The 25,244-nt window shown below is 67.2% G+C and carries 18 protein-coding genes and 1 pseudogene; 13 read left to right on the forward strand and 6 right to left on the reverse strand.

Annotated elements, in window-relative coordinates; all coding sequences use genetic code 11:
• Positions 1-629 (forward strand): annotated as a pseudogene (locus EO141_RS00010) (xylose isomerase); the annotation flags it as partial.
• Positions 630-698: 69 nt separating this feature from the next.
• Here the strand turns inward: EO141_RS00010 and EO141_RS00015 are convergent.
• Positions 699-1,772, reverse strand: a complete 1,074-nt coding sequence (locus EO141_RS00015; protein ID WP_161960193.1) for a LacI family DNA-binding transcriptional regulator — start codon at positions 1,770-1,772, stop codon at positions 699-701.
• Between the two features lie 176 nt (positions 1,773-1,948).
• Between EO141_RS00015 and EO141_RS00020 the strand changes: the two genes are divergently transcribed.
• From EO141_RS00020 to EO141_RS00045, 6 genes are all read left to right on the forward strand, one after another.
• On the forward strand, positions 1,949-4,144 hold the full coding sequence (locus EO141_RS00020; protein ID WP_127168225.1) for an alpha-glucuronidase family glycosyl hydrolase: 2,196 nt from the start codon (positions 1,949-1,951) through the stop codon (positions 4,142-4,144).
• Positions 4,141-6,093, forward strand: coding sequence for a sialate O-acetylesterase (locus tag EO141_RS00025; RefSeq protein WP_127168204.1), 1,953 nt, complete (start codon positions 4,141-4,143; stop codon positions 6,091-6,093). The genes EO141_RS00020 and EO141_RS00025 overlap by 4 nt, the downstream gene beginning before the upstream one ends.
• A gap of 11 nt (positions 6,094-6,104) precedes the next feature.
• Positions 6,105-7,364 carry a D-mannonate dehydratase ManD gene (gene manD / locus EO141_RS00030; protein ID WP_126943296.1) on the forward strand — a complete coding sequence of 420 codons (1,260 nt, stop codon included), beginning with the start codon at positions 6,105-6,107 and terminating at the stop codon, positions 7,362-7,364.
• A 146-nt stretch (positions 7,365-7,510) separates the two neighbouring features.
• Complete coding sequence (locus tag EO141_RS00035; protein WP_119129910.1) at positions 7,511-7,717, forward strand: hypothetical protein; 207 nt, start codon at positions 7,511-7,513, stop codon at positions 7,715-7,717.
• 2 nt (positions 7,718-7,719) lie between these two features.
• Complete coding sequence (locus EO141_RS00040; RefSeq protein WP_127168205.1) at positions 7,720-10,407, forward strand: glycoside hydrolase family 3 protein; 2,688 nt, start codon at positions 7,720-7,722, stop codon at positions 10,405-10,407.
• Between the two features lie 149 nt (positions 10,408-10,556).
• Positions 10,557-12,020, forward strand: coding sequence for a mannitol dehydrogenase family protein (locus EO141_RS00045; protein WP_127168206.1), 1,464 nt, complete (start codon positions 10,557-10,559; stop codon positions 12,018-12,020).
• 160 nt (positions 12,021-12,180) lie between these two features.
• Here EO141_RS00045 and EO141_RS00050 read toward each other — a convergent pair whose 3' ends face one another.
• Positions 12,181-12,567, reverse strand: a complete 387-nt coding sequence (locus tag EO141_RS00050; protein WP_127168226.1) for a VOC family protein — start codon at positions 12,565-12,567, stop codon at positions 12,181-12,183.
• 374 nt (positions 12,568-12,941) lie between these two features.
• Here EO141_RS00050 and EO141_RS21570 point away from each other — a divergent pair, with 374 nt between their 5' ends.
• From EO141_RS21570 to EO141_RS00070, 4 genes are all read left to right on the forward strand, one after another.
• Positions 12,942-13,331, forward strand: a complete 390-nt coding sequence (locus EO141_RS21570; protein ID WP_241236589.1) for a SymE family type I addiction module toxin — start codon at positions 12,942-12,944, stop codon at positions 13,329-13,331.
• Between the two features lie 325 nt (positions 13,332-13,656).
• Complete coding sequence (locus tag EO141_RS00060) at positions 13,657-13,815, forward strand: DUF2256 domain-containing protein (RefSeq protein ID WP_104584391.1); 159 nt, start codon at positions 13,657-13,659, stop codon at positions 13,813-13,815.
• Positions 13,816-14,049: 234 nt separating this feature from the next.
• On the forward strand, positions 14,050-15,054 hold the full coding sequence (locus tag EO141_RS00065) for a 2-hydroxyacid dehydrogenase (protein ID WP_127168207.1): 1,005 nt from the start codon (positions 14,050-14,052) through the stop codon (positions 15,052-15,054).
• Positions 15,055-15,093: 39 nt separating this feature from the next.
• Positions 15,094-16,716: a lactate permease LctP family transporter gene (locus EO141_RS00070; protein ID WP_127168208.1), complete on the forward strand. Its 1,623-nt coding sequence runs from the start codon at positions 15,094-15,096 to the stop codon at positions 16,714-16,716.
• A 67-nt stretch (positions 16,717-16,783) separates the two neighbouring features.
• Here EO141_RS00070 and EO141_RS00075 read toward each other — a convergent pair whose 3' ends face one another.
• Positions 16,784-17,206: a hypothetical protein gene (locus tag EO141_RS00075; protein WP_127168209.1), complete on the reverse strand. Its 423-nt coding sequence runs from the start codon at positions 17,204-17,206 to the stop codon at positions 16,784-16,786.
• Positions 17,207-17,491: 285 nt separating this feature from the next.
• On the opposite strand from EO141_RS00075, the gene EO141_RS21875 reads away from it, so the two are divergent.
• Both EO141_RS21875 and EO141_RS00090 read left to right on the forward strand, forming a co-directional pair.
• The gene (locus tag EO141_RS21875; protein ID WP_127168227.1) at positions 17,492-18,103 is read left to right on the forward strand and encodes a hypothetical protein; all 612 of its coding nucleotides are present in this window, start codon (positions 17,492-17,494) and stop codon (positions 18,101-18,103) included.
• A 553-nt stretch (positions 18,104-18,656) separates the two neighbouring features.
• On the forward strand, positions 18,657-19,703 hold the full coding sequence (locus EO141_RS00090; RefSeq protein ID WP_127168210.1) for a kelch repeat-containing protein: 1,047 nt from the start codon (positions 18,657-18,659) through the stop codon (positions 19,701-19,703).
• Positions 19,704-19,845: 142 nt separating this feature from the next.
• Here EO141_RS00090 and EO141_RS00095 read toward each other — a convergent pair whose 3' ends face one another.
• The 3 genes from EO141_RS00095 to galB all read right to left on the reverse strand — a co-directional run bounded on the left by EO141_RS00095 (position 19,846) and on the right by galB (position 25,062).
• The gene (locus EO141_RS00095) at positions 19,846-20,883 is read right to left on the reverse strand and encodes an SMP-30/gluconolactonase/LRE family protein (protein WP_127168211.1); all 1,038 of its coding nucleotides are present in this window, start codon (positions 20,881-20,883) and stop codon (positions 19,846-19,848) included.
• A 76-nt stretch (positions 20,884-20,959) separates the two neighbouring features.
• The gene (locus EO141_RS00100; RefSeq protein WP_164738975.1) at positions 20,960-22,144 is read right to left on the reverse strand and encodes an endo-1,4-beta-xylanase; all 1,185 of its coding nucleotides are present in this window, start codon (positions 22,142-22,144) and stop codon (positions 20,960-20,962) included.
• Positions 22,145-22,383: 239 nt separating this feature from the next.
• Entirely contained in the window at positions 22,384-25,062 is a 2,679-nt protein-coding gene (gene galB / locus EO141_RS00105; RefSeq protein ID WP_127168229.1) for a beta-galactosidase GalB, read from the reverse strand.
• Positions 25,063-25,244: the final 182 nt, after the last annotated feature.

Below are 25,244 nucleotides of genomic sequence, written 5' to 3' on the forward strand. Positions count from 1 at the left end.
TCCTGATCGAGCCCAAGCCGATGGAGCCGATGAAGCACCAGTACGACTTCGACAGCGCCACGGTGATCGGCTTCCTGCGCCAGCACGGCCTGGACCAGGACTTCAAGCTCAATATCGAAGCCAACCATGCCACGCTGTCGGGCCATAGCTTCGAGCACGACCTGCAGGTGGCAGCCGATGCCGGCCTGCTCGGCAGCATCGATGCCAACCGCGGCAACCCGCAGAACGGCTGGGACACCGACCAGTTCCCGACCGACCTGTACGACACCGTCGGCGCGATGCTGGTGGTGCTGCGCCAGGGCGGGCTGGCACCGGGCGGGCTGAATTTCGATGCCAAGGTGCGCCGCGAGTCGTCCGATCCGCAGGACCTGTTCCTGGCGCACATCGGCGGCATGGACGCGTTCGCCCGCGGGCTGGAAGTGGCCAATGCGCTGCTGACGTCCTCGCCGCTGGAGCAGTGGCGCGCCGAGCGTTACGCCAGCTTCGACAGCGGCGCGGGTGCGGAGTTTGCCAACGGCAGCAGCACGCTGGTGGATCTGGCCCAGTACGCGGCCGGCAACGCGCCCAAGCAACTCAGCGGCCGCCAGGAAGCCTACGAGAACCTGATCAACCAGTATCTGACGCGTTGATGCCGTGCCGGTGACCGCCTGCACGCGCAGGCGATCACCGGCGGCCTGCGCGCAGAACCGCGTGCAGCGTCAGGGCTGTTCCGCTGCATCCGGCGCCGCCGGTGCGGCCACCGAATCCCGCTTGACCAGCAGGTGCGCGACCACATGATCGACCATCTTCGCCGTGCGCTCCTTGGCGCGTATCGTCTTCAACAGGATGTCCAGCGCGGCGTCGGCCATGGCGGCGATGGGCTGCTGCACGGTGGTGAGTTCGGGCCAGACCGCGGTGGCGGCGGAGGTGTCGTCGAAGCCGACCACCGACAGATCGCGTGGCACATCCAGCCCGCGCCGATGCGCGACCGAGATTGCAGCGGCGGCCATATCGTCGTTGCTGGCGAAGATGGCGCTGGGGCGACGCTTGCGCGCCAGCAGCTTTTCGGCGGCGACCAGGCCGGATTTGTAGGTGTAGTCGCCCGGCTGCACCAGATGCCGATCCAGCCGCAGGCCGGCATCGGCCAGCGCCGCCTGAAAGCCTTCGAAGCGACGCGTGCTGGCCGACAGGTTGGGGTGCCCGGCGATGTAGCCGATACGCGTGTGGCCCTGGGCGATCAGATGCTCGGTGATTTCCTTGGCGGCGGCGAATTCGTCGATGCGCACGCAGGCCACATCCGGGCTGAAATGGTTGGAGGCGATCGCCACCACCGGCACCTTGGCGCGGACCAGTTCCAGGACCGCGGCCTTGGATTCGCACAGCGGCGGCGGCAGGATCACCCCGGCCACGCCCTTGGCGAGCTTGCGCGCGGCACGGCGTTCGGCGTCTGCATCCAGGTCGTCCCAGCAATCGATCACCAGCTGAATCGGCGTGCGCGAGGCAACCCGCAACACGCCCAGCAGCAGCTCACGCAGGTAGGCGCCGCTGGGGTCGCTGTAGATCAACGCAATGCGCGTGCTCTGCGCGGCGGCCAGCGCACTGGCCGCCAGGTTGGGCGTGTAGCCCAGCTTGTCGACCGCGCGCAGCACGCGTGCGCGGGTGGCATCGCGCACGCTGCCGTTGTTGTTGACCACGCGCGAGACCGTCATCGGCGAGACCTTCGCCAGCGCCGCCACCTCGTCGATGGTGGTCGCGCGGCTGGTGCGGCGGACCGATTTCCTGACCTTCTCCAAGCGTGGCCTCTTCAAGTGGGTGGCGAACCTGCACGATGCACACAAACCGCTGCGATAACGCAAGCGCTCACTGCGTGCACGACGATGCGACGCATGGTACCGGGAAGCAGGCAGAGCGGCGATACGCCGCCGTGTACGTGGATGTCGATGGAGCATGCCGCATGAGCGCGCATGCAATGCGGCGCTGCGTCGCGTATTGCGGTGCGTTGGTGCAGCCGTGGTGGCTGGCGCTGACGTTGCTGTGTGGATTGGTGCTGGTCAGTGCCGGGGCGCGGGCCGAGGACGGCTACGACTTGTGGTTGCGCTACCACCCGCTGGCCAACGCGGCGCAGGTGCGCGGCAGCACAAGCGAATTGATCGTCGCCGGCGACTCGCCCACGTTGCAGGCCGCACGCGACGAATTGCAGCGCGGGCTGTCGGGCCTGCTTGGTGCTGCGCCGCTGTCGTCTGCCACGGTCACGCGCGATGGTGCGATCGTGCTGGGTGCGGCCGCTGCGCCGCAGATCGCGGCATTGCACCTGCAGACCACCGGCCTGGGCCGCGACGGCTATCTGATCCGCAGTGTCCGCGTGGACGGGCATCGCGCCACCGCCATCGTCGGCGGCAGCGATGTCGGTGCGCTGTATGGGGCATTCCACTTGCTGCGCCTGTTGCAGACCGGTCAATCGCTGGCTGCGCTGGATCTGCACGAGTCGCCGCGGCTGCAGCTGCGCCTGCTCAATCACTGGGACAACCTGGACGGGGTGGTCGAGCGTGGCTATGCCGGTGCGTCCCTGTGGAACTGGCAGACCCTGCCCGGGTATCTGGATCCACGCTACACCGACTATGCGCGCGCCAATGCATCGCTGGGCATCAACGGCAGCGTGCTCAACAACGTCAATGCCAAGGCCTGGAGCCTCACCCCACAGTACCTGGACAAGGCGGCGGCACTGGCCAGCGTGTTTCGCCCTTACGGCATTCGCGTGTTTCTCAGCGCGCGCTTCAGTGCGCCGATCGAAATCGGTGGCCTGCCGACCGCCGACCCGCTGGATCCGCAGGTACAGCGGTGGTGGCGCGACACCGCCAACGCCATCTACGCGCGCATTCCGGATTTTGGCGGTTTTCTGGTCAAGGCCAATTCCGAAGGCCAGCCAGGCCCGCAGGACTACGGGCGCAGCCATGCCGATGGCGCCAATCTGCTGGCCGATGCGCTGGCACCGCATGGCGGGGTGGTGATGTGGCGCGCATTCGTCTATTCGCATGAGCAGCCGGACGATCGCGCAAAGCAGGCCTACAGCGAGTTCCTGCCGCTGGATGGCCGGTTCCGCGACAACGTGATCGTGCAGGTCAAAAATGGTGCCATCGACTTCCAGCCGCGCGAGCCATTCCATCCGCTGTTCGGCGCGATGCGCAAGACGCCGTTGATGCCGGAATTCCAGATCACCAAGGAGTATCTGGGCTTTTCCACCCACCTGGCCTACCTGGGCACGCTGTTTGCCGAAACCCTGCAGGCCGACACCTACGCGCGCGGCAAGGGCTCGACGGTTGCCAGAACCGTGGACGGCACGCTCTTCAACGATGCGAAACGCACGCGGCTGACCGGTATCGCCGGGGTGGCCAACATCGGGGCGGACCGCAACTGGAGTGGCTCGGTCTTCGACCAGGCCAACTGGTACGCCTACGGGCGGCTGGCGTGGAACCCGCAGGTGTCGCCGCAGGCGATCGCGCAGGACTGGGTGCGCATGACCTTCTCCAATGACACTGCTGTGGTGATGCCTGTGGTCGACATGCTGCTGCGCTCGCGCGAGGCGGTGGTGGACTACATGACCCCGCTCGGCCTGCATCACCTGATGGGGCGTGGCCATCACTACGGCCCGGCGCCGTGGGATGCCGGCAGCGAGCGCCCGGACTGGGACCCGGTCTACTACCACCGCGCCGACCGTCACGGGATTGGCTTTGACCGCAGTGCCGGCGGCAGCAATGCGGTGGCGCAATACGCCAGGCCGGTGGCGCGCGCGTTCGGCGATGTGCAGCGCGTGCCGGAGCGTTACCTGCTGTGGTTCCACCATGTGCCCTGGGAGCACCGCATGGCCTCCGGGCGGCCGCTGTGGGACGAGCTGGTGTGGCACTACGACCACGGCGTTGACGAGGTGCGTGCGATGCGCGCGACCTGGCAGGGCCTGGCCGGCAGGATCGATGCACCGCGTTACCAGCAGGTGGCAAGTTTCCTGGCGATCCAGCAGGACGAAGCGCAGTGGTGGCGCGATGCCAGCATCGCCTACTTCCAGAGCGTGTCCGGGCGGCCGTTGCCTGCCGGCACGGCGCCGCCGGCGCATCCGCTGGCGTATTACCAGGCATTGAAATTTCCGTATGCGCCGGGGAATCCGAAATGAGCGCGCGTACGCTGCTGGCCGTCATGGCAGCGCTGCTGCCGCCCCTGGCGCAGGCGGCCGATGCGCCGCTGCTGCATGCGCTGTTTCAGGAGCATGTGGTGCTGCAGCGCGATGCGCCGATCCGGGTGTGGGGCGATGCGGCCCCGGGTGCGCGCGTGAGCGTGCAACTGGATGCGCAGCAGGTGCAGGCGCGCGCAGACCGGCAGGGCCATTGGGAAGCGCGCCTGCCTGCGCACGCCGCCGGCGGCCCGTACACCTTGAGCGCACGCGCCGGCACGGGCGTGACGCAGCAGGTCAACGACGTGCTGATCGGCGATGTGTGGCTGTGCTCGGGCCAATCGAATATGGAATTGCCGGTGCATCGCACGCTGGACTCACGCAGCGAGATCGCCGATGCCGACAACCCGCGCATCCGCATGTTCAAGGTGCCGGCGCAGTCCAGCCCGACACCGCAGCGCGGCTTCGGTGGTGCTGCCGCGTGGCAGCGCACCACGCCGGAGACGGTGAAGGAGTTTTCTGCCGCCTGCTATTACTTCGCACGTGAGTTGCAGAAGACCGTCGATGTGCCGATGGGCCTGATCAACGCCTCCTGGGGCGGCTCGCAACTGCAGGCCTGGATCGGCGAGACAGCCTTGCGCGCCGCCGGCGACGATGGCCCGGCACTGGATGTGCTGGCGCGATACGCCGTCGACCCGGTGGATGCGGCGCCGCGTTGGGCCGCGCTCTGGGAAGCCTGGTGGCAGGCGCACGGCCAGGGCGAGCCCTGGCAACCGGACGCGCCCGGCGCCTGGCAAACCGCACCGGCGGCATTGGGCGCGTGGGACGACTGGGGCGTGCCGCAGCTGGTCGGCTTCAACGGCATGGTCTGGTACCGCACCAGCGTGGAGCTGACGCAGGCGCAGGCCGCGCAGGACGCCAGCCTGCTGCTCGGGCCGGTGGACGAACTGGACCAGACCTGGGTCAACGGGCGCGGCGTGGGCAGCAGCTACGGCGCCGATCAGCCGCGCCGCTACCGCTTGCCGCGCGGGCGCCTGCACGCCGGGCGCAACAGCATCGTGCTCAATGTGCTCAACACCTATCGGCGTGGCGGGTTGCTGGGCGATGCGCAATCGCATGCGCTGCAGTTCGCCGATGGCAGCACGCTGCCGCTGGATGCACCCTGGCAGTACCGCATCGTGCCGCCGCAACTGGGCTCGCCACCGCGCGCGCCATGGTCGTCGGCGGCCGGGCTGACCACCTTGTACAACGGCATGATCGCCCCGCTCGGCCAGCTCGGCCTGCGTGGCGTGCTTTGGTACCAGGGCGAATCCAACGCCGGCGATGCCGCGCATTACCCGGCCTTGCTCACCGCATGGCAGCGCGACTGGCGGCAGCGCTTCGGTGCGCAATTGCCGCTGCTGATCGTGCAGCTGGCCAACTATGGCGCGCCGCCCACCCAGCCGGTGGAAAGCGGCTGGGCGCAGCTGCGCGAGGCACAGCGCCGCTTCGTCGCCGACGATGCGCACGCGGGCCTGGCGGTGACGATCGACATCGGCGACCGCTACGACATCCATCCGGCCAACAAGCAGGAACTGGGCCGGCGCCTGGCGCGCGCGGCGCGGCAGGTGGTGTATGGGCAGGCGCTTGCGCCCTCCGGCCCGGTACCGCGCAGCGCGCAACGCGCAGGCGACGGCGTGCGCATCGCCTTCGATGCCGTGGACACCACGTTGCTGAGTTATGGCAACGATGCACCGATCGGTTTCGAGGTCTGTGCCGCCGCCCCCGGCACCTGTCGTTATGCCGTCGCCACCGTGCACGACCACGCCATCGCTCTGCGCGTTCCTCCCGGCCTGGACCCCACGCGCGTGCGCTACTGCTGGGCCGACAGCCCGGTCTGCACGCTGTACGACCGCAGCGGCCTGCCGGCCGGCCCGTTCGAACTTCCCATCACTGCCGCCACTTCTCCCTGAGCGAGACCACGATGTCACAGACTCCCGACTCCCCTGCTCCGCTGCAAGGCTCGGCCCGCGATCGCGAGATCGTCGAGGCGCGCGTCATCGTCACCTGCCCCGGGCGCAACTTCGTCACCTTGAAGATCCGCACCCGCTCGGGCATCACCGGGCTGGGCGATGCCACGCTCAACGGCCGTGAGCTGGCGGTGGCAGCGTACCTGCAGGAACACCTGGTGCCGAACCTGATCGGCCGCGATGCCGGCCGCATCGAGGACATCTGGCAGTTCTTCTATCGCGGCGCGTACTGGCGGCGCGGCCCGGTGACGATGAGCGCCATCGCCGCGGTGGACGTGGCGCTGTGGGACATCCTGGGCAAGATGGCCGGCCTGCCGTTGTATCAGCTGCTGGGCGGGCGCTCGCGCGAGGGCGCGCTGGTGTACGGCCATGCCAATGGCCGCGACATCGCCGAAACCAGCGATGAGGTGGGCCGCTTTCGCGAGCGGGGTTTCATCGCGATCCGCGCGCAGTGCGGCGTGCCCGGCATCAAGAAGACCTATGGCATTTCCAGCGGCGGCAAGCCGTACGAACCGGCCGAAAGCGAACTGCCCACCGAAACCGTGTGGTCCACGCCGCGCTATCTGGGTGTGGTGCCGAAGTTGTTCGAGCAGCTGCGCGCCGACCACGGCGATGAGATCGAGTTGCTGCACGATGCGCATCACCGGCTCACACCGATCGAAGCCGCGCGCCTGGGCCGCGACCTGGAGCCGTACCGGTTGTTCTGGCTGGAAGATGCCACGCCGGCGGAAAACCAGCGCGCGTTCGAGATCATTCGCCAGCACACGGTGACGCCGCTGGCGGTGGGCGAGGTGTTCAACTCGCTCTGGGATTGCAAGCACCTGATCGAGCAGCAGTTGATCGACTACATCCGCACCACCATCGTCCACGCCGGCGGCATTACCCACGTGCGCCGGCTGGCCGACTTCGCCGCGCTGCATCAGGTGCGCACCGGCTTCCACGGCGCCACCGATCTGTCGCCGGTGTGCATGGGCGCGGCCCTGCACTTCGACACCTGGGTGCCCAACTTCGGCATCCAGGAATACATGTTCCATTCCGACGAGGCCAATGCGGTGTTCCCGCACGATTACGTGTTCCGCGATGGACGCCTGCATTGCGGCGAAACACCCGGGCATGGTGTGGACATCGACGAAGCCCTGGCGGCGAAGTACCCGTACGTGCCCAAGCAGTTGCCGGTGGCGCGGCTGGAAGACGGCGCGATGTGGGACTGGTGATGCGGGCCGTCATGGGCGCCTGTGCGACGCGCGCAGACGCGGCAGATGCAGGCGCTGTGCAGCGGCCAGGCGAGCCTGGCGGCTGTGCGAAACCCGCATCTGCCAGGCCGACACTGCGGCTTCTGCGCGCCGCCCGCACTTATCTGATGCTGACGCGCGACGCGTTGTTGGTTGCTGTCATCGCCATCCCCGCGCCCGCGACGGCACAAGCGCAGGCCGCTGTCGCCTTCGACTGGCTCCACTCTCGCAACGACGATGCAGGCATGCTCAGCACCGCACAGGCCGGCGGTTTCGTCGGCAGCATGATCGGGCCGTTTGCCCAGCTGGAACCGCACCGCACCCAGGAGGACTGACCATGCATTCCCACCCCGCCCACCTCGCCACCGCCCCACAGCGCGCACTCGCACGCGGCTTACTGCTGGCGATGGCGCTTGCCGCCACCGGCACGCAGGCCGCAACGCCGCCGCCATACCTGGACACCCAGCGCCCGTTCGACGCGCGCGCGGCCGACCTGGTGGCGCGCATGACGCTGGAGGAAAAGGCCGGGCAGATGCAGAACGCCACCCCGGCGATCCCGCGCCTGCAGGTGCCCGAATACGATTGGTGGAACGAGGCGCTGCACGGCGTGGCGCGTGCCGGCGGCGCCACCGTGTTTCCGCAGGCGATCGGCCTGGCGGCCACCTTCGATACGCCGTTGATGGCCGAGGTGGCCACCGCCATCGGCGACGAGGCGCGCGCCAAGCATCACGCGTTCCTGGCACGCGGCGAGCACAAGCGTTACCAGGGGCTCACCTTCTGGTCGCCCAACATCAACATCTTCCGCGACCCGCGCTGGGGCCGTGGTCAGGAAACCTACGGCGAAGATCCGTTTTTGACCGCGCGCATGGGCGTGACCTTCGTGCAGGGCCTGCAGGCGCAACAGGGCCCGTACCGCAAGCTCGATGCCACCGCCAAGCACTTCGCGGTGCACAGCGGCCCGGAGGCGGACCGCCATCACTTCGATGTGCATCCCAGCGAACGCGATCTGTTTGAGACCTACCTGCCCGCCTTCCAGGCCCTGGTGCAGGAAGGCAAGGTCGCCGCGGTGATGGGCGCCTACAACCGCGTCAACGGCGAATCCGCCTCCGCCAGCACGCGGCTGGAAAACATCCTGCGCCGCGACTGGGGCTTCGAGGGCTATATCGTCAGCGACTGCGCCGCCGTCCGCGACATCTGGCAGAACCACAAGATCGTGCCCACGCCCGAGGCCGCCGCCGCACTCGGCGTCAAGCACGGCACCGACCTGGATTGCGGCGACACCTATGCCGCGTTGCCGGCGGCGGTGCGGGCGGGCCTGATCGACGAAGCCAGCATCGACACCGCGCTCAAGCGGCTGATGACCACGCGCATGCGGCTGGGCATGTTCGACCCGCCGGCCAAGGTGCCGTGGGCGCAGATTCCGCCCTCGGCCAATCAATCGCCGCAGCACGATGCACTGGCGCGCCGCACCGCGCGCGAATCGCTGGTGTTGCTGAAGAACGATGGCCTGCTGCCGCTCAAACCCACGCTCAAGCGCATCGCCGTGATCGGCCCCACCGCCGACGACCCGATGTCGCTGCTGGGCAACTACTACGGGACGCCTGCCGCGCCGGTCACCATCCTGCAGGGCATTCGCGATGCCGCACCGCAGGCGCAGGTGGTCTACGCGCGCGGCAGCGACCTGGTGGAGGGGCGCGAAGATCCCAACGCCGCCGCACCGATCGACACGCGCTATCTGCGCCCGTCGCCGGATGCCAAGCAGAACGGCCTCACCGGCGAGTACTTCCGTGGACGTGCGTTGGCCGGCCAGCCGGTGCTGACCCGCATCGACCCGCGCATCGCCTTCCGCTGGGACCGCAACGCACCCACCGATGATGCAGTGGGCCGCGGTGAACTGCAGGCCGAGCGTGCGCTGGCCAAGGACGACTTCAGCGTCCGTTGGCATGGCCAGCTGCTGCCGCCGGTGTCGGGCAGCTACGAGCTGCAGATTGCCGCCGACGATGGCGTGCGCCTGTATCTGGACGGCAAGCTGCTGATCGATCAATGGAGCGATGCGCCGCGCATGCGCGGCGGCAATGCCAGCGTTGCGCTGGAAGGCGGCAGGGCCTACGACCTGTGCGTGGAGTATTACGAGGCCACCCGCGATGCCGGCGTGCGCCTGGCCTGGCGCATGCCCGGCGCCAAACCGCCGCTGCGGGAGGCGGTGGACGCCGCACGCAATGCCGAGGTGGTGGTATTCGTGGGCGGGCTCACCGGCGATGTCGAAGGCGAGGAGATGGACGTCAACTATCCCGGCTTTGCCGGCGGCGACCGCACCGACACTCGCCTGCCCAAACCACAGCGCGAGTTGCTGCAGGCGCTGCAGGCCACCGGCACGCCGGTGGTCGCGGTGCTGACCACCGGCTCGGCACTGGCCATCGACTGGGCGCAGCAGCATGTGCCCGCCATCCTGCTGGCCTGGTACCCCGGCCAGCGCGGCGGCAGCGCGGTGGGCGATGTGCTGTTCGGCCAGGCCAGCCCCGGCGGCCGTTTGCCGATCACCTTCTACCGCGAAGACGAGCGCCTGCCCGCCTTCGACGACTACGCCATGCGCGGGCGCACCTATCGCTACTTTGCCGGCAAGCCGCTGTACCCGTTCGGCCATGGCCTGTCGTACACACAGTTCGCCTATTCCGATCTACGCCTCGATCGCACCACCTTGGCGGCCGACGGCATGCTCACGGCCACGGTCACGCTGAAGAACACCGGCCAACGCGCCGGCGATGAAGTGGCGCAGCTGTATCTGCATCCGCTCACGCCGCAACGCGAACGCGCCGGCAAGGAGCTACGCGGCTTTCAACGCATCACCCTGCAGCCGGGCGAACAACGCCAGCTGCGCTTCACCATCAAGGCACAAGACGCCCTGCGCATCTACGACGAGCAGCGCGAGGCCTACGCGGTGGACCCAGGCGCCTACGAGGTGCAGATCGGCGCCTCCAGCGCAGACATCCGCAGCAGGCAACGCTTCACCGTCACCGACAAGTAGCGCCTTGCAAAGCCCCTCGCTCTGCGGACGTGGGCAAAGAAACCCTCCGGCCGCGATTGCCCTAAGCCCCACTCCCCTCGGCAGAGGGGTTGGGGTGAGGGTACGCCGCAGGCGACTCCACCACACATCCCTAATGCGCAGACACCACAATGCAAGCCCCACGTCTTTCGCTCGACACCCTTGCCACCCTGCCGCCAGTAGTTTTAAGGCCCGCTTATGGCACAGCTGCAACCACCATCGGCATCGTCCACCTAGGCGCAGGCGCCTTCCACCGCGCCCACCAGGCCGTCTACATCGATGACCTGCTCGCAGACGATCCCAGCTGGGCCATCTGCGCCGTCTCCCTGCACAGCCCAGGCGTGCGCGACGCGCTGCGCCCACAGGACGGCCTGTACACCCTCGCCCTGCTCGACGAGCACCCGCAACTGCGCATCATCGGCGCCATCCGCGAGGTGCTGTGCGCCGCCGACGAACAGGCCGCCGTGCTCGCGCGCCTGGCCGATCCCGCCGTGCGGCTGGTCACCCTCACCATCACCGAAAAAGGCTACTGCCTGGCTGGCGACACGCTCGACCTTGCGCACCCCGACATCGCGCACGACATCGCCCACCCCGGCACACCGCGCAGCGCCATCGGCTATCTCGTCGCCGGCCTGCACCAGCGCAGGCAGCAGGGTATTGCGCCGTTCACCGTGCTCAGCTGCGACAACCTGCCCGACAACGGCAGCCTGCTGCGCCGCGCGGTGCTGCGGCTCGCCCAGCAACACGATCCAGCGCTTGCGGCGTGGATCGGCCAGCACGCAACGTTCCCACGGTCGATGGTCGACAGCATCACCCCCGCCACCGACGACGCACTGCGCGCGCAAGTACAAGCGCAGACCGGCCTGCACGACGCCTGGCCGATCCAGCGCGAGCGCTACAGCCAGTGGGTGATCGAAGACCGCTTCTGCAACGGCCGCCCCGCCTTCGAGCGGGCGAGCGTGATCCTCAGCGACGATATCGCCGGCTATGCACGCGCCAAGCTGCGCCTGCTCAACGGCCCGCACTCCGCACTCGCCTATCTCGGCAGCCTGCTCGAATTGGAAACCGTCGCCGACGCCATGCGCCACCGGCCACTGGCCGCCTTCGTCGAAGCCCTGATGCGCGAAGACATCGCCCCCACTCTACAACCCATGCAAGGTTTCGATGCGCAGCAGTACATCGACGCCATCCTGGCCCGCTTCGGCAACCCCGCCATCCGCCACCTGCTCGCCCAGATCGCCTGGGACGGCTCGCAGAAGATCCCGGTACGCCTGCTCGGCGTCATCGGCGACGCGCTGGCTGCCGGGCGGCGGATCGACCGGCTCTGCATTCCGGTAGCGGCCTGGCTGCAGTTCGTGCGCAGGCAGGCTGGTCATGGAGCGGCACTGGTCGATCCGCTGAGCGAAGAGTTGAGCGACATCGGCCGCTCGGCCACCGGCGATGCCGCCCATGACATCGCGGCATTCCTCACCGTGGATGCGGTGTTCGCGTCGCTTTCCGGCGATGTGCGTTTCGTGCAGGCGCTGCACGCTGCCTACGCTGCGCTGGGCGAAGCAACACCAGCAGAGATACAGCGGGCCATTGACTTGGGGTGATGCATCGCACTGCGTCGCCCGATGACATCGCATGCAAAGGTCCGATGTCTGCAGGGGGCGATTGGCGGGCAGCAGTGCGCAGAACACCGCCCATTGAGCTACCCGATCCCCGGCCTGTTGCGGATAGGCAGGCGCGCAGATGCAGCGGGCGATTGAATGCCTACTTGCCGATCACCTGCCCAATCCTGAGCAGGTTGCCATTCTCGTCGACAAGCGCAAATTCCCGCATTCCCCAGGGCTTGTCGCCGACAGGATCGAGCCGGGGGATGCCGTGCAGCGAAAGCTCCGCCGCACGCATGGCGGCGTAGACCGCCTCGACATTGCCAACCCGGATGTAGCACCCCGCATAGCAGGCAGCAGGATCCAGGTCCGGGTGCGCGAAGAAATGCAGTTCCACCTCGCCACGGGTCAGGATCGCGTAGCCTGCATCGTGCGGATGCGCATCGCCAACGAAGCCCAGCCGCCGGTAGAAGGCGACGGTGCGCTCGATGGAGCGAGCCGGTAGCAGCGGAATCGTACGGTCTGGCGTCTGGGCACTGGAAGTCATCGCTTTCTCGTAGTGGGAGAACGAAGTCGCCGTTGGACGCAACGATACGCCATATCCGACAGATCGGTTGAGCGCCGTGCCGTCCTGTCTTGACTCGCTGTGTTGGCGAGTAGCAAGATCCCTGTGCTGCGGCACATTCCGCAGCCGGGTTTAGCAGCCTGTAATCACAAGGCGCACCAGCGCCCATTGCACGATGTCGGCGCTTTTCTTTTGCCCGACGTGTCGCGTGGGCAGGCGTGCTCGCTTTACGGCGGGCGGTGCGCGGAGACCGCAAGGTCTGCCGGTTCCTTGTGACCGGTCTGCTAACCGCGCATCGTTCGCCACCCTTGTTTAGCAGCGAGGTGGCGGACTTCCTATCGCACAAGGAGTTCGATATGACCCATCCCCACGTAACCGCCCATGCACGCCCTGCATCGCCGGCCAAGCGCTCTGTTGTCGCACGTACCGGATCAAGGCAGAGCTCGGTGTCCGCCGTGACCGACATGGAGTCGGCGGCAGATCCATCGCCAGCGCCCACCCCGCCCTTGCGCAAGCCCGGCTTCCGTATTCCCGAGCGGGTCACCATGAGCTGCCAGCACTACGATGTGCGGCGGGCCGAGGATGTCGTCGGCTGCGCGGTGCCCAAGCTGCGGCTGTCCGGACGTTGGCTGGAACACTGCGGTTTCGCGGTTGGCGATGCGCTGCAGGTCACGGTGGGACGCGGCGTGCTGTTGATCAGCCGCGTGGCACCTGCGCTGGCTGCGGTGAAATCACGCCGAAGGTGACCCGTATGGGCCAAGCGCCCTGGTGTGGCGCTTGCGGTATCTGCTCCCCTTGCACGGGAGCAGGTGCGCTATTGCCCTGGTCCGGATTGGAGCAGGAAGCCTGCCCGATCCTGCTTGCGTTGGAGACAGAAGGCTGCCTGTGCCGTCCGCACGCGAGAGCAACATGTCTGTTCCGAGACGGGGCAGCGAAGCAAGGCCGCGTTGCACGTGGGTCGCCAGCGGCACGGAGCGTGTTGCCTGCACCGGCATCTGCAGGGCACCGCGCGACATGACATGCTTGGCCTCATCCACGCTCCACCCACCTCCGGTTAGGCTCACGCGCCGCATGGCCATGCGCAAGAAACACGAGTTGCCTGAGAAACCCTGCATGCACTGCGGGCGGCCGTTTCGTTGGCGCAAGAAGTGGGAGCGTGTGTGGGACCAGGTGAAGTACTGCTCCGACCGCTGCCGTGGCGAAAGCAAGCGAACGCGTCCGCCTCCGTGACCTGCACGATGTGCGCATTACCGGTCACCATCACGCGCGCGCGCCAGCGCCAGACCGTCGCACACAAGCGCACTCGCGTAGTGTGGGTGCGCGCTGTGCAGTAACGAACCTCGGCGCCGGTTCGATGTCCGCATCGCCACTGGAGCTGGTCGTGGTCGCAGCGATTGGCCAAACGCGGTGGAAGAGGCCCGGTTGGGTGAGCTACCGTATTCCCGCACCTATGGAGTTTTCCGCATGAAAATGGCTGTCTTCAGCACGCGCCCTTACGACAAGCGCTTTCTCGACGAAGCAAAACTGCGCCTGGGCGCGGAATGTGCAGCCGAGTTCGTTTACTTCGAGGCAACGCTGGATCTGCAGACGGCCGCACTGGCGCAGGGGTGCCAGGTGGTGTGCGTGTTCGTCAACGACCAGCTCGATGCGGCTGTGCTGCAGGCGCTACACGCCGGCGGTGTGCGCGCGGTGCTGCTGCGCTGCGCCGGTTTCAACAATGTGGACCTTGCCGCGGCCACCGCACTTGGCCTGTTCGTGGCACGCGTGCCGGCCTACTCGCCCGAAGCGGTGGCCGAGCACACCCTGGCGCTGGTCATGACGCTCAACCGGCAGACGCACCGCGCCTACAACCGCGTGCGCGAGGGCAACTTCATGCTCAACGGCCTGCTCGGCCGCACCTTGCATGGCAAGACGGTGGGCCTGGTCGGGCTGGGCAAGATCGGGCTGGCGACTGCACGTATTTTCAACGGGATGGGCTGCGACGTGCTGGGCTTTGACCCCTATCCCACACCCGGCTTCGCTGCGATCGGGCAGCGGGTGGAACTGGAGACGCTGCTAGCACGTGCAGACATCGTCTCGCTGCACTGCCCGCTGACACCGGCCACGCAGCACCTGATCGACGATGCGGCGCTGGCGTCGATGAAGCCGGGGGCGATGCTGGTCAACACCTCGCGCGGTGGACTGGTGGATACCGATGCGGTGATCCGCGCGCTCAAGTCCCGCCAGCTCGGCCATCTGGCCATCGATGTCTACGAGCAGGAAAGCGCCTTGTTCTTTCAGGACCGCTCGGGCGAGATCATCGACGACGAGGCGTTCCAGCGCCTGATGACCTTCCCCAATGTCTTGGTCACCGGGCACCAGGGATTCTTCACCGCCGAGGCGCTGCAGGAGATCTCCGAAATCACCCTGCGCAACCTCGCTGATTTCAGTGCGGGCTCGCCGTGCGCCAATCTTGTTCCGACACCGTAAGCGTCCCCTTTCCCGTTCACCACCCGCGCAGGCCCAACCATGTGGCAACAACTCTACGACCCGCTCGGTAACGCCAACCTCTCGGCCTTGCTGGCGGCCTTGCCGGTGCTGTTCTTTTTGCTGGCGCTGACGCTGCTGCGGCTCAAGGGGCTGACCGCCGCGTCGCTGGCGGTGCTGGTCTCGGTGGCGGTGTCGTCGCTGGTGTTCGGCATGCCGATGGCCAGCATCGTGGGCGCCGCGCTGTTGGGCATTGCCAACGGCATCTTCCCGATCGGCTTTATCGTGCTGATGGCGGTGTGGCTGTACAAGCTGGCAATCCGCAGCGGCAAGTTCGAGGTGATCCGCGGCAGCATTGCCACGGTGTCCGAAGACCAGCGCATCCAGGTGTTGCTGATCGCGTTCTGCTTTGGCGGATTTCTGGAAGGTGCGGCCGGGTTTGGCGTGCCGATCGCCATCTGCGCGGCGTTGCTGGTGGAGCTGGGCTTCCGTCCGCTCAAGGCGGCAATGCTGTGCCTGCTGGCCAATGGCGCGGCGGGTGCCTACGGGGCGATCGGCATCCCGGTGCTGGTGGGCGCGCAGCAGGGCGGCGTGCGCCTGGACGAGATGTCGCTGATGCTGATCGCGCTGGTGCAGGTCTGCGCACTGCTGGTGCCGGCGGGGCTGGTGGCGATGCTCGATGGCTGGCGTGGCGTGCGCGAGACCTGGCCGGTGCTGCTGTTTGTCGGCGTGGTGTTCAGCGGCGTGCAAACGGTGACCTTGTCCCTGCTGGGTCCGGAACTGGTGGACATTGTCGGCCCGCTGGCCGGCATGGGGGGGCTGGCCCTGTTCATGCGGTTCTGGCGGCCCAGGCGCATCTACCGCGAAGCACAGGCGCCGCCGTGCTCCACCCAGCGCTGGACGCTTGCCCAGGTGCTGCGTGCGTGGTCGCCGTTCTACATCCTGACCGGCGCGATCCTGGTATGGAGCCTGCCTGCGTTCAAGGCACTGTTTGCCGCAGACGGCGCGCTTGCCGCCACGGTCTTGCATCTGCCCATCGGCCTGCTCGATCAACGCGTGCAGGAAGTGCCGCCACTGGTGGCCAGCGTGCGTACGCTGCCTGCGGTGTGGAATGTCGGTTGGCTCAACGCGTCCGGCACGGCGATCCTGATCGCCGCAGTGCTGACGGTGCTGCTGTCGCCGCGCCTGACCCTGCGCTCGGCAACCGGCGAATTGGCCCAATCGGCGAGGGAGATGTGGAGACCGCTGGCCACCGTGTCGCTGGTGATGGCGGTGGCCTATGTCACCAACTATTCCGGCGCATCGTCGAGCATCGGTCTGGCGCTGGCGCAGGCCGGTGGCGTGTTCCCGCTGCTGTCGCCGGTCATCGGCTGGATGGGGGTGTTCATCACCGGCTCGGTGGTCAACAGCAATACGCTGTTTGCGCATCTGCAGGCGGTGACGGCGGCACAGATCGGCGTGCCGGCCGCATTGCTGGTGGCGGCCAATACCGCCGGCGGCGTGATGGCCAAGCTGGTCTCGCCGCAGTCGATCGCCATTGCCGCCGCTGCGGTCAAGCTGGTGGGTCAGGAGTCGGCAATCATGCGGACCACCCTGGCCGCCAGCCTGGGATTGCTGGCGTATGTCTGTCTTTGCACGTGGCTGCTGTCGATGCTGCTGCACTGATGCCGGCGGCGGCGTACCGGCCGGACGAATATCCGCATTGCCCAGGCGTCTTCGGCCTGCTTGCGCATCACTTTTCCTGCCGCCCCTGCACGGCACCAGCGGTGCCGAACAGGCGCATCAGCACCACGACGAGCAGCGCAACAAAGCTCAACTCCCACACATAGAACGCGATACCCACGTGGTCGATCATGACCTGGTGGCCGGCCTCGTTCTTGTCGAACCGGGTTGCGCGAAAGGTATCCAGCCCGATCAGGCACGCCGCTACCAACAGCGCCGCCGCCACCTTGTCCACCTTGAAGAGGTAACACAGCCACGCCAGGAAGAACAACGGATTGCTCATCCAGGCCACGCATTGGCCATCGACCACCTGCATCCAGCCAAGCAGCAGGATGACGAAGCCACCCAGGTGATCATTGCCGCCATGCAATGCAGGCAGGCATAGCGCAACGCCGTACAGCAGGGCCGATAACACGGGTAGAAAAATCTTCACGAGCGTCCTTGTCCAGGATGAGGCGAGTGTGCGTGTGCTCTTCCGGAGCTCCGGATCGCATCTGCACGGGCGAGCTTGTCCACTATAGACACTGCGCGCGCAGCTTTCACCGGCGCTCCGGGCCAGCCAGGGGCGGCCATCCCCACACCCGGTTGCGGCTAATGCGTGCCGGTTCTCTTCGCAGCGCCCGCTCCGCCTGCCCGCTTGGCAGCGCTGCCCTTACGTGCCACGGCCATGTTGTCGACCAGGTTGGGATAGGGCCGGCCCGCTGCCTTGGCGCGCTGTCTGGCTTGCGTCTTCTGCGCTGGAGAAAGCGAACTTGAGCGCGGGGTACGCTTCGGGTTGGGCTTGTTCCATGGCGCTGAGGCCTTGCCCTCGCCTTTCTTCGCAGTACTGCGCGTGGAGGCGCTCTTGCTGGCCGCAGGTCGGCGAGCGGCGGTCTTTTTAGTCGCAGTCTTCTTTGCAGGTCTTTTCTTCGCCGTCGCTTTCTTGACTGTGGTCTTCCTTGCTGCGGTCTTCTTTACAGCCGCCTTGTTGGCTGCCGTCGTGCCGGTGGCCTTGCGGGCACCGGTCGACGACCTGGACGTTGATGTCGCCGCGCTACCGGCCACTGCTTTGCCGGCTGCGCCTTTTCTCGCCGAAGGTTTCTTCGCGGAGGCCGTTGCGGTTGTGTTCCTTGCGGCCTTCTTTGCGGCGGTTTTCCTTGCGGTGCGTTTTGCTGCGGTCTTCCCGGCGGTGCGTGTCTTCGTACCACTGGCGCCAGCGGCGGCCGTGCTGCTGGTGCCTGTGCCCTTTCCTGCTTTGGTCTTCGCGCTGGCTGCATCCTGCAGACGCTGGTACAGCCGCGCTGCCCAGCGCTGGCCGGCGTCGCCGCCCCAGAGCAGCCAGGCGATGTAGCCTGCAGACGGTGCACTGCGATCGGCCCAGCCCTTGGCATTCTTGTCCACGCTGTGGCGCGCGAAGTACGCATGCATGCGCCGGATGGTCTGCGTGGACAGCGACGTCTGTGCCGACAGGTCGCGCGCGCGCGCAACGCCGATCGCGGTGCCGCCACGCCCGTGCTGCTCGCGCAAGCGCAGTCCGCGTGCCGCTGCGTTGGCAACGTTCCTGGGTGGCAGTGTGGAAATCGCCTGCTTTGCTGGTGTGCGTGGCACGGGTTGCTCCTGTCGCATCGAGTTGCCGTAGTGTTCGCATGCGCCGTGCTGCTGCATGTGAAGAGGCTGGCAGCCGGGCCTGCGCACGCCACACGCCGATGGACGTGACTCGGCGACATGCAGGCACGCCACGCGGCGCGCGTTTGCGCGGTCGCCAAGGCGAGCTCTCGCTCAGCATGCACCGGCAAGCGACATCCGCCGCGCCAGGCGCGACCGCAGATCAGCCTGCTTGGGAAGGTGGATCGCCGTGCATGTGTCGCTACACTGGCCTGCCACGGCTATCGCAAGAGTGCTGCATGCGCCTGTTGAAGACCTCGTTCCACGCGGGCCTGCTCGCTGCCGCAATCGGCATGCTTCCCGTGCTTGCGCAGGCTGCCGACGCAGCGGCGCCGGCAACCACGTCGGCGCAATCGACACAGTCGCCCCAGTGGCAGGTGCTGAGCACACGCAACCAACCGCATGCGCGGCATGAGAACAGCCTGGTGGCCATTGGCGATCGCCTGTATCTGGTCGGCGGACGCGATCAGCGCCCGCTGGAGATCTTCGACACCCGCACGCGCCGCTGGTCGCAAGGCAGTGCGCCGCCGCTGATGGTGAGCCACGCGCAGGCGGTGGTGTCGTCGGGCAAGCTGTACGTCGTGGGCGGGTTTACCGGCGACTATCCCGAGGAAGCGTCGCTGAGCAATCTGCTGATCTACGATCCCCGCACCGACCACTGGCAGGTGGGGCCGGAGATTCCCAAGCATCGCCGCCGCGGCGCGGCAGGCGCGGTGGAGCACGACGGCGTGCTGTACCTGGTCGGCGGCAACACGCGCGGCCATATGAGCGGCTATGTGCCATGGCTGGATGCGTTCGACACCAGAACGCAGCAATGGACGCAGCTGGCCGACGCACCGCGTGCCCGCGATCATTTCCATGCAGTGGTGCTCGACGGAAAACTGTATGCCGCCGGTGGCCGCAGGTCGGCGCACGAAAGCGGCAATACCCTGGCGCAAACGATCCCCGACGTCGATGTGTATGACATCCAGCGCGGCACCTGGTCGGTAGCACCGGCTGCGCTGCCGACGCAGCGCGCAGGCACTGCGGCCATCGCACGCAATGGCCGCCTGCTGGTCATCGGTGGCGAGAGCATGCGGCAGGTCAAGGCGCACGACGAGGTGGAAGCCTACGACCCAGCCGCGTCCACCTGGACGACGCTGGCAGCATTGCCGCAAGGGCGGCATGGCACCCAGGTTGCCGCCGTCGGTGACGATCTGTACATCGTTGCGGGCAGCGGCAACCGTGGCGGCGGGCCGGAGCTGGATGATGTGTTGGTGTTGGGCGGGGCGGAAGCCACACGCTAAGCGAGGTGGGGAGCATCCGAGCCGGATCGCAGTCTTGGCTCGAAGGGAAAGCGACTTGTCGTACTGGGCGATCGGTCACGCTCCATCGCGGCCAGGGCCGCTCCTACAAGAGCGGCGACTGGGTGTGGTGGGCTATCGGGTGCTACCTTGCAAACTCCAGGCCCTGCGCCTTGACGCGCACCCGCGTCAGCATCGCGTGCGAGGTCATGTAGAGGGTGTGGCCGTCGTCGCCGAAGGCGCAATTGGAGATGGCCTCGCCGGTTTCGATGCGGCCCAGCCTGCGGCCGTCGGGGGCGAACACGATGACGCCGCCGGGGCCCGTGGCGAACAGGTGGCCGTCGGCGGAGACCGCCATGCCGTCGGGCAGGCCGGGCGCGTCCTTGGCCACCAGATCGGAGGCGTCGGCGAACACGCGCTTGCCGGTCACCGCACCGTTGGCGTCGAGCGCGTAGGCCATCCAGATCGGGCGCTGCGGATCGGAGTTGGCCACATACAAGGTGCGCTCGTCGGGCGACAGGGCGATGCCGTTGGGAAGGCTGAGGCCGTCGTCCAGCAGGTGCACGCTGCCGTCGGTGTCCAGGCGGTAGATGCCGTTGAAGCGCAGTTCCTTGACCGGCGAGTCGTTCATGCCCTTCAGGCCATACGGCGGGTCGGTGAAGAACACCACGCCATCGCTGCGGCGGACCAGATCGTTAGGGCTGTTGAAGCGGTGGCCTTCGAACTGCGTTGCCAGCGGTGTCTTCTTGCGCGTGACCGGGTCGAGCCTGGCGACGATGCGCGTGCCGGAATCGGCCAGCAGCACGGTGCCGCCAGGTTCGGCATACAGACCATTGGCGCCGGCCTCGCGTAAGGTCGCCTGCTCCGGGCCGCTATAGCCGGAGGGCGACAGAAACACCGACAAGCCTCCGTCTTCGGACCAACGATAAAGCTTATTTTCCGGCACATCGGTGAACAACAGATAGCCGCCATTGCGCACCCAGGCCGGGCCTTCGGACCAGGTGAAGCCTTCGGTGAGCTTCTCGATGCGCGCGTCGGCCGCAACCACCTTACCGAAGCGCTGGTCGAAGGTTTCCAGGTGCCCGATCGCCGTGAAGCGCGGCGGTGGGGCTTCCTTTTTCGTGCAGGCAGCGACAATGGCCAGCAGCGGAACGGCCAACAGCAGATAGGGCGGTAAGCGCATCGGTCAGTCCAGTAAGGAAGTCGGGCCATGATGCCACCATGCGTGTGCAGGTCTGCTGCGCACGCTGGCGACCATGCTAGCGCTCGCCAGCATGCGCCGGCACCGCCAATATCGCATCCACTGCCGGCTTGGGCTGGTGATTGCGATCGAACAGCAGCGGATAATTGGTACGCCCCGGCACGGGGTAGTCGTTCTTCCATGACATGCCGTCGGTGACGCCCCAGACACTGACGCGGGCGAGCTTGTCGCGCTTGCGCCAGAACAGCGCGAACAATTCGGCGTAGCGATCACGCAGTTGCGCCTGCACCTGCGCTGGCAGGCCATCGCGATACGGGTCGAGAAAGCGCTTGAATTCCGGCAGCTGGAACTGCTTGTGTGCAAGGCCGGTGCCGATGACCTGGCCTTCCCTGGTGAGCGGCAACACGTCGATGTCCAGCTCGGTGATCATGACCTTGATGCCGAGCGCGGCGTAGGCATCGATGGCGTCTTCGATGTCGCGCAGGCTGGGGTAGTTGAGCCCCCAGTGTCCCTGCATGCCGACGCCGTCGATACGGATGCCGGCCTGCTGCAGCATCCTGACCATGCGCACGATCCCGTCGCGCTTGCTCGGCCGCCAGGCGTTGAAATCGTTGTAGTAGAGCTGCGCATCCGGTGCATAGCGCTGGGCAAAGGCGAAGGCGTTACGCACCACGGTGTCACCGTCGCCGACCCGCTGCACCCAGTTGGTATCGCGGTAACTGCCGTCTTCGTCGATGATCTCGTTGACCACGTCCCAGGCCTGCACCTTGCCGACATAGCGCCCTGCCACGCGCTCGATGTGCGCGCGCATGCGCTCCAGCTGCGCATCGGCGGTGTTGGGCTTGCCCTGTGCATCGACGAAGAACCAGTCCGGCGTCTGGTTGTGCCAGACCAGCGTATGGCCGATCACGAACAGGTCGCGGCTGCGGCCGTAGGCGACGAAGGCGTCGGCAGCGCTGAAGTCGAACACGCCCGGACGTGGCGCAACCACCTCGGCCTTCATCACGTTTTCGGCGGTGACGGCATTGAAGTGGCAGGCGACCAGCGCGGAAGAAGCGGCATCCTTGCCGGAGACGATGTCGGCATTGACGGCGGTGCCGATCAGGAAGCCGTCGGCGTAGGCGCGCCGGAGCGACGTGCTGCGGGTGTCGCAGGCAGCGGAGGCTGGCAGTGCAGTGACGGCGCTGATGACGGCGAACGCAATGCCCAGGCAGGTTGATGCGCGCGTACTGTTTTCTTGCATGACAGGCGTCCTGATCGGATGCGTTTTCTGTTCTCTTCGCGGCTGACCGTGACTGGCGATGCGCGCCAATGCGGGATCGCAGCTTATGCGTTGCCAGGTGCGTGTGAATCCAGCAACCACGCTAGCGAACGCGGGAGCACGTTTGCGTCCATCGCATCTGTTGCGTGCAGGCACCGCATCGCCATCCGCACGCGACAGCTCACCTGCACGTGCCACACACTTGCCGAGCAGCAGCCCCATCACTCCACCACCACCTGCGCACTGGCCGCCTGCAAGCTGTCGGACTCGACATGGACGGTGATCGTGCCCCGCACGCCGGCCTTGCCGCGCACGATCGCCAGACACAGGCCGTTGAAGGCGTTGCGCTGCGGCGCGGCGAACGACTCCAGGTTGGTGGGGTCGCCATTGTCGGTAGCGACGAGTTCGCCCGGGCCCTCGATGCGGAAACGCAGGCGGTCGCCAGCGGTCGGCGCAGGACGTCCGGCGCGATCGAACAGGCGCACGGTGACAAAGCTCAGATCCTGCCCGTCGCCACGGATGCGGCTGCGGTCGGGCATCACCTGCATGCGCGCGGCGCTGCCAGCGGTCTGCACGCGGTCGCTGGCCCAGGGCTTGCCCTGCCTGTACGCCTGCACGCGCAGCTCGCCGGGCTGGTAGACCACATCGTCCCAGCGCAGCCGGTACTGCAGCGGGCCCTTGCGCTTGCGCCCCTGCGAGACGCCATTGACGAACAGCTCGGCCTCGTCGCCGGAGGTGAACACATGCACCGGCGTGACCTGGCCCTCGCGGCCGGGCCAGGTCCAGTGCGGCAGCAGATGCGCCATCGGCAGGTCGGGGCGCCAGCGTGACTGATACAGCCAGTAGCGGTCCTTGGGAAAACCGGCCAGATCGAAGATGCCGGAGTAGGAACTGCGCGAACTGTAGTACGGCGTGGGCTCGCCCAGATAATCGAAACCGGTCCAGACGAATTCGCCGGCAACATACCGATGCTGGTCCTGGGCCGCGAACACCTTGTCGGCGCTGGAGCCGAAGTCCACCGCGTGCAGTTCGTAGGCGCTGACCTGGTGCGCGACCGAATCGCCGCCGCGCCCATCGCGCACCGGCGCGCTGGCGTCCGGCGTCACCGGAAACAGATATACACCGCGGCTGCTCAAGGCCGAGGCGGTCTCGCTGCTGAGGATGGCCTTGTGCGGAAACGTCGCATGGAACGCCGGGTATTGCGGTTGCTTGCGGATGCGCTCGGTGCCGGCGAATTCCGGTGTGTCGCGGATGCCCTCACCCTGGTAGTTGAGGCTGATGACATCCAGTGCAGCGGGCAGTGGCATCTCGGGCGAGGCGTAGTTCATCGCCACCGTGGCCGGGCGCGAGGGGTCTTCCTCATGCACGATGGCGTGCAGTGTGCGTGCGATCGCCGCGCCCTGCTCGCCGGTGTATTGCTCGCCCACCTCGTTGCCGACACTCCACAGCATCACCGAGGGATGATTGCGGTCGCGCCGCAGCATCGCGCGCAGATCCGGCTCGTGCCACTGCGGGAACACCAGGTGGAAATCCAGCGGGGTTTTCTTCATCTCCCAACTGTCGAACACCTCGTCCATCACCAGCAGGCCCATGCGGTCGGTCAGCTCCAGCAGCTCCGGCGCGGGCGGGTTATGGCTCATGCGGATGGCGTTGGCGCCCATCTGCTGCAGCAGCTGCAGTTGCCGCTCGGCGGCGCGCACATTGAACGCCGCGCCCAGCGCGCCGAGGTCGTGATGATTGTTCACGCCGCGAATCGGCACCTGTTCGCCGTTGACCAGCAAGCCCTGCTCGGCATCGAACACGATGCTGCGGATGCCGAACGGTGTTTCGTAGCGATCCACCAGCTGGCCATTGTGGCGGACCTCGGTCACTGCGACATAGCGATGTGGGCGCTGGGTGGGCGGCGGGCCCCAGAGACGTGGATGGTCGATCTGCGTGCTGCCCTGCACGCGGGCGCTCCCGCCCGCGGGAACCGCAACCCGCATGGCGGCAATGCGCGCAACCGGCTCGCCACTGCGCGTACCGCGTGCAGCGTCGAGCACATAGATCGCGGTGCTCACCTGCGCCTGCACCGCACTGCGGGCGGCATTGTCCAGCGTGACTGCCAGCTGCAGCTGCGCCCTGTCGGCCGACACCTGCGGCGTGGTCAGCTGCGTGCCCCAGTGCGCGACATGCAGCGGCGCGGTCCTGGTCAGCCATACATTGCGATACAGCCCGCCACCGGGATACCAGCGCGCCGAGTCGGGCGGGTTGTCCAGGCGGATCGCCAGCTGGTTGCTGGCGCCAAACACCACGTGCGGGCTCAGGTCCACGCGCCAGGAGCTGTAGCCATACGGCCAGCCGCCGACCAGCTTGCCGTTGAGCCAGACCGTGGCATAGGCCATCGCGCCATCGAGATCCATAAACAGCGAACGTCCGCGATCGCTGGCCGGAATGTCCAGCGTCTTGCGGTACCAGCCCACGCCCCAGCTCGGCAGGCGCCCCATGCCGCCGTACGGGCCATCGGCCAGGAACGGCCCGGCGATGGCCCAATCGTGCGGCAGATCCACGCGCTCCCAGCCGCTGTCGTCGAACTGCGGCTGCACGAAGGCCACGCTGCTGCCCGGATGCCCGGGCGGGCGCACGTGGCTGTTTGCCGGGTCTGCAATCAACGCATTGGCCGTAGGCAGGATCCACGGCTTGAGCACGCGTGTTGCGGTGGCATCGAGGTGCTGCGCCTGCTCGGGCCGGGCATCGGCCACCTTGCCGTCTTCGCTGCGTAGCACCTGCGGGCGGACGTCGTAATCCAGGAGTTGGCGATTGCCAGGGGGATCGCCGCGGTGGAAGCGCCATTGCGCGTTGAGCGAGATGCGCTCACGTGGCAGTTCGGTAGGCGCCGGTGGTGCTGCCAGCGCGGGCATGACGATGAAGATGCAGAGCATCGCCACACGTGCAACACCTGCGCAGCGCCTCAAATCGCGCATCACCGGTGCCTGCCTGCCGGCACGCGTCATGGCGCGGCACCCTTCTGCCATCTATGCCCCCACGGCATGTCCGCCCCTCGTGCACACGGGTGGGCATCGCTGCCTGCTGCCTCGCCCAC

It is taken from the genome of Xanthomonas sp. BRIP62415 (assembly GCF_003993515.1).
Classification (GTDB): domain Bacteria; phylum Pseudomonadota; class Gammaproteobacteria; order Xanthomonadales; family Xanthomonadaceae; genus Xanthomonas; species Xanthomonas euroxanthea.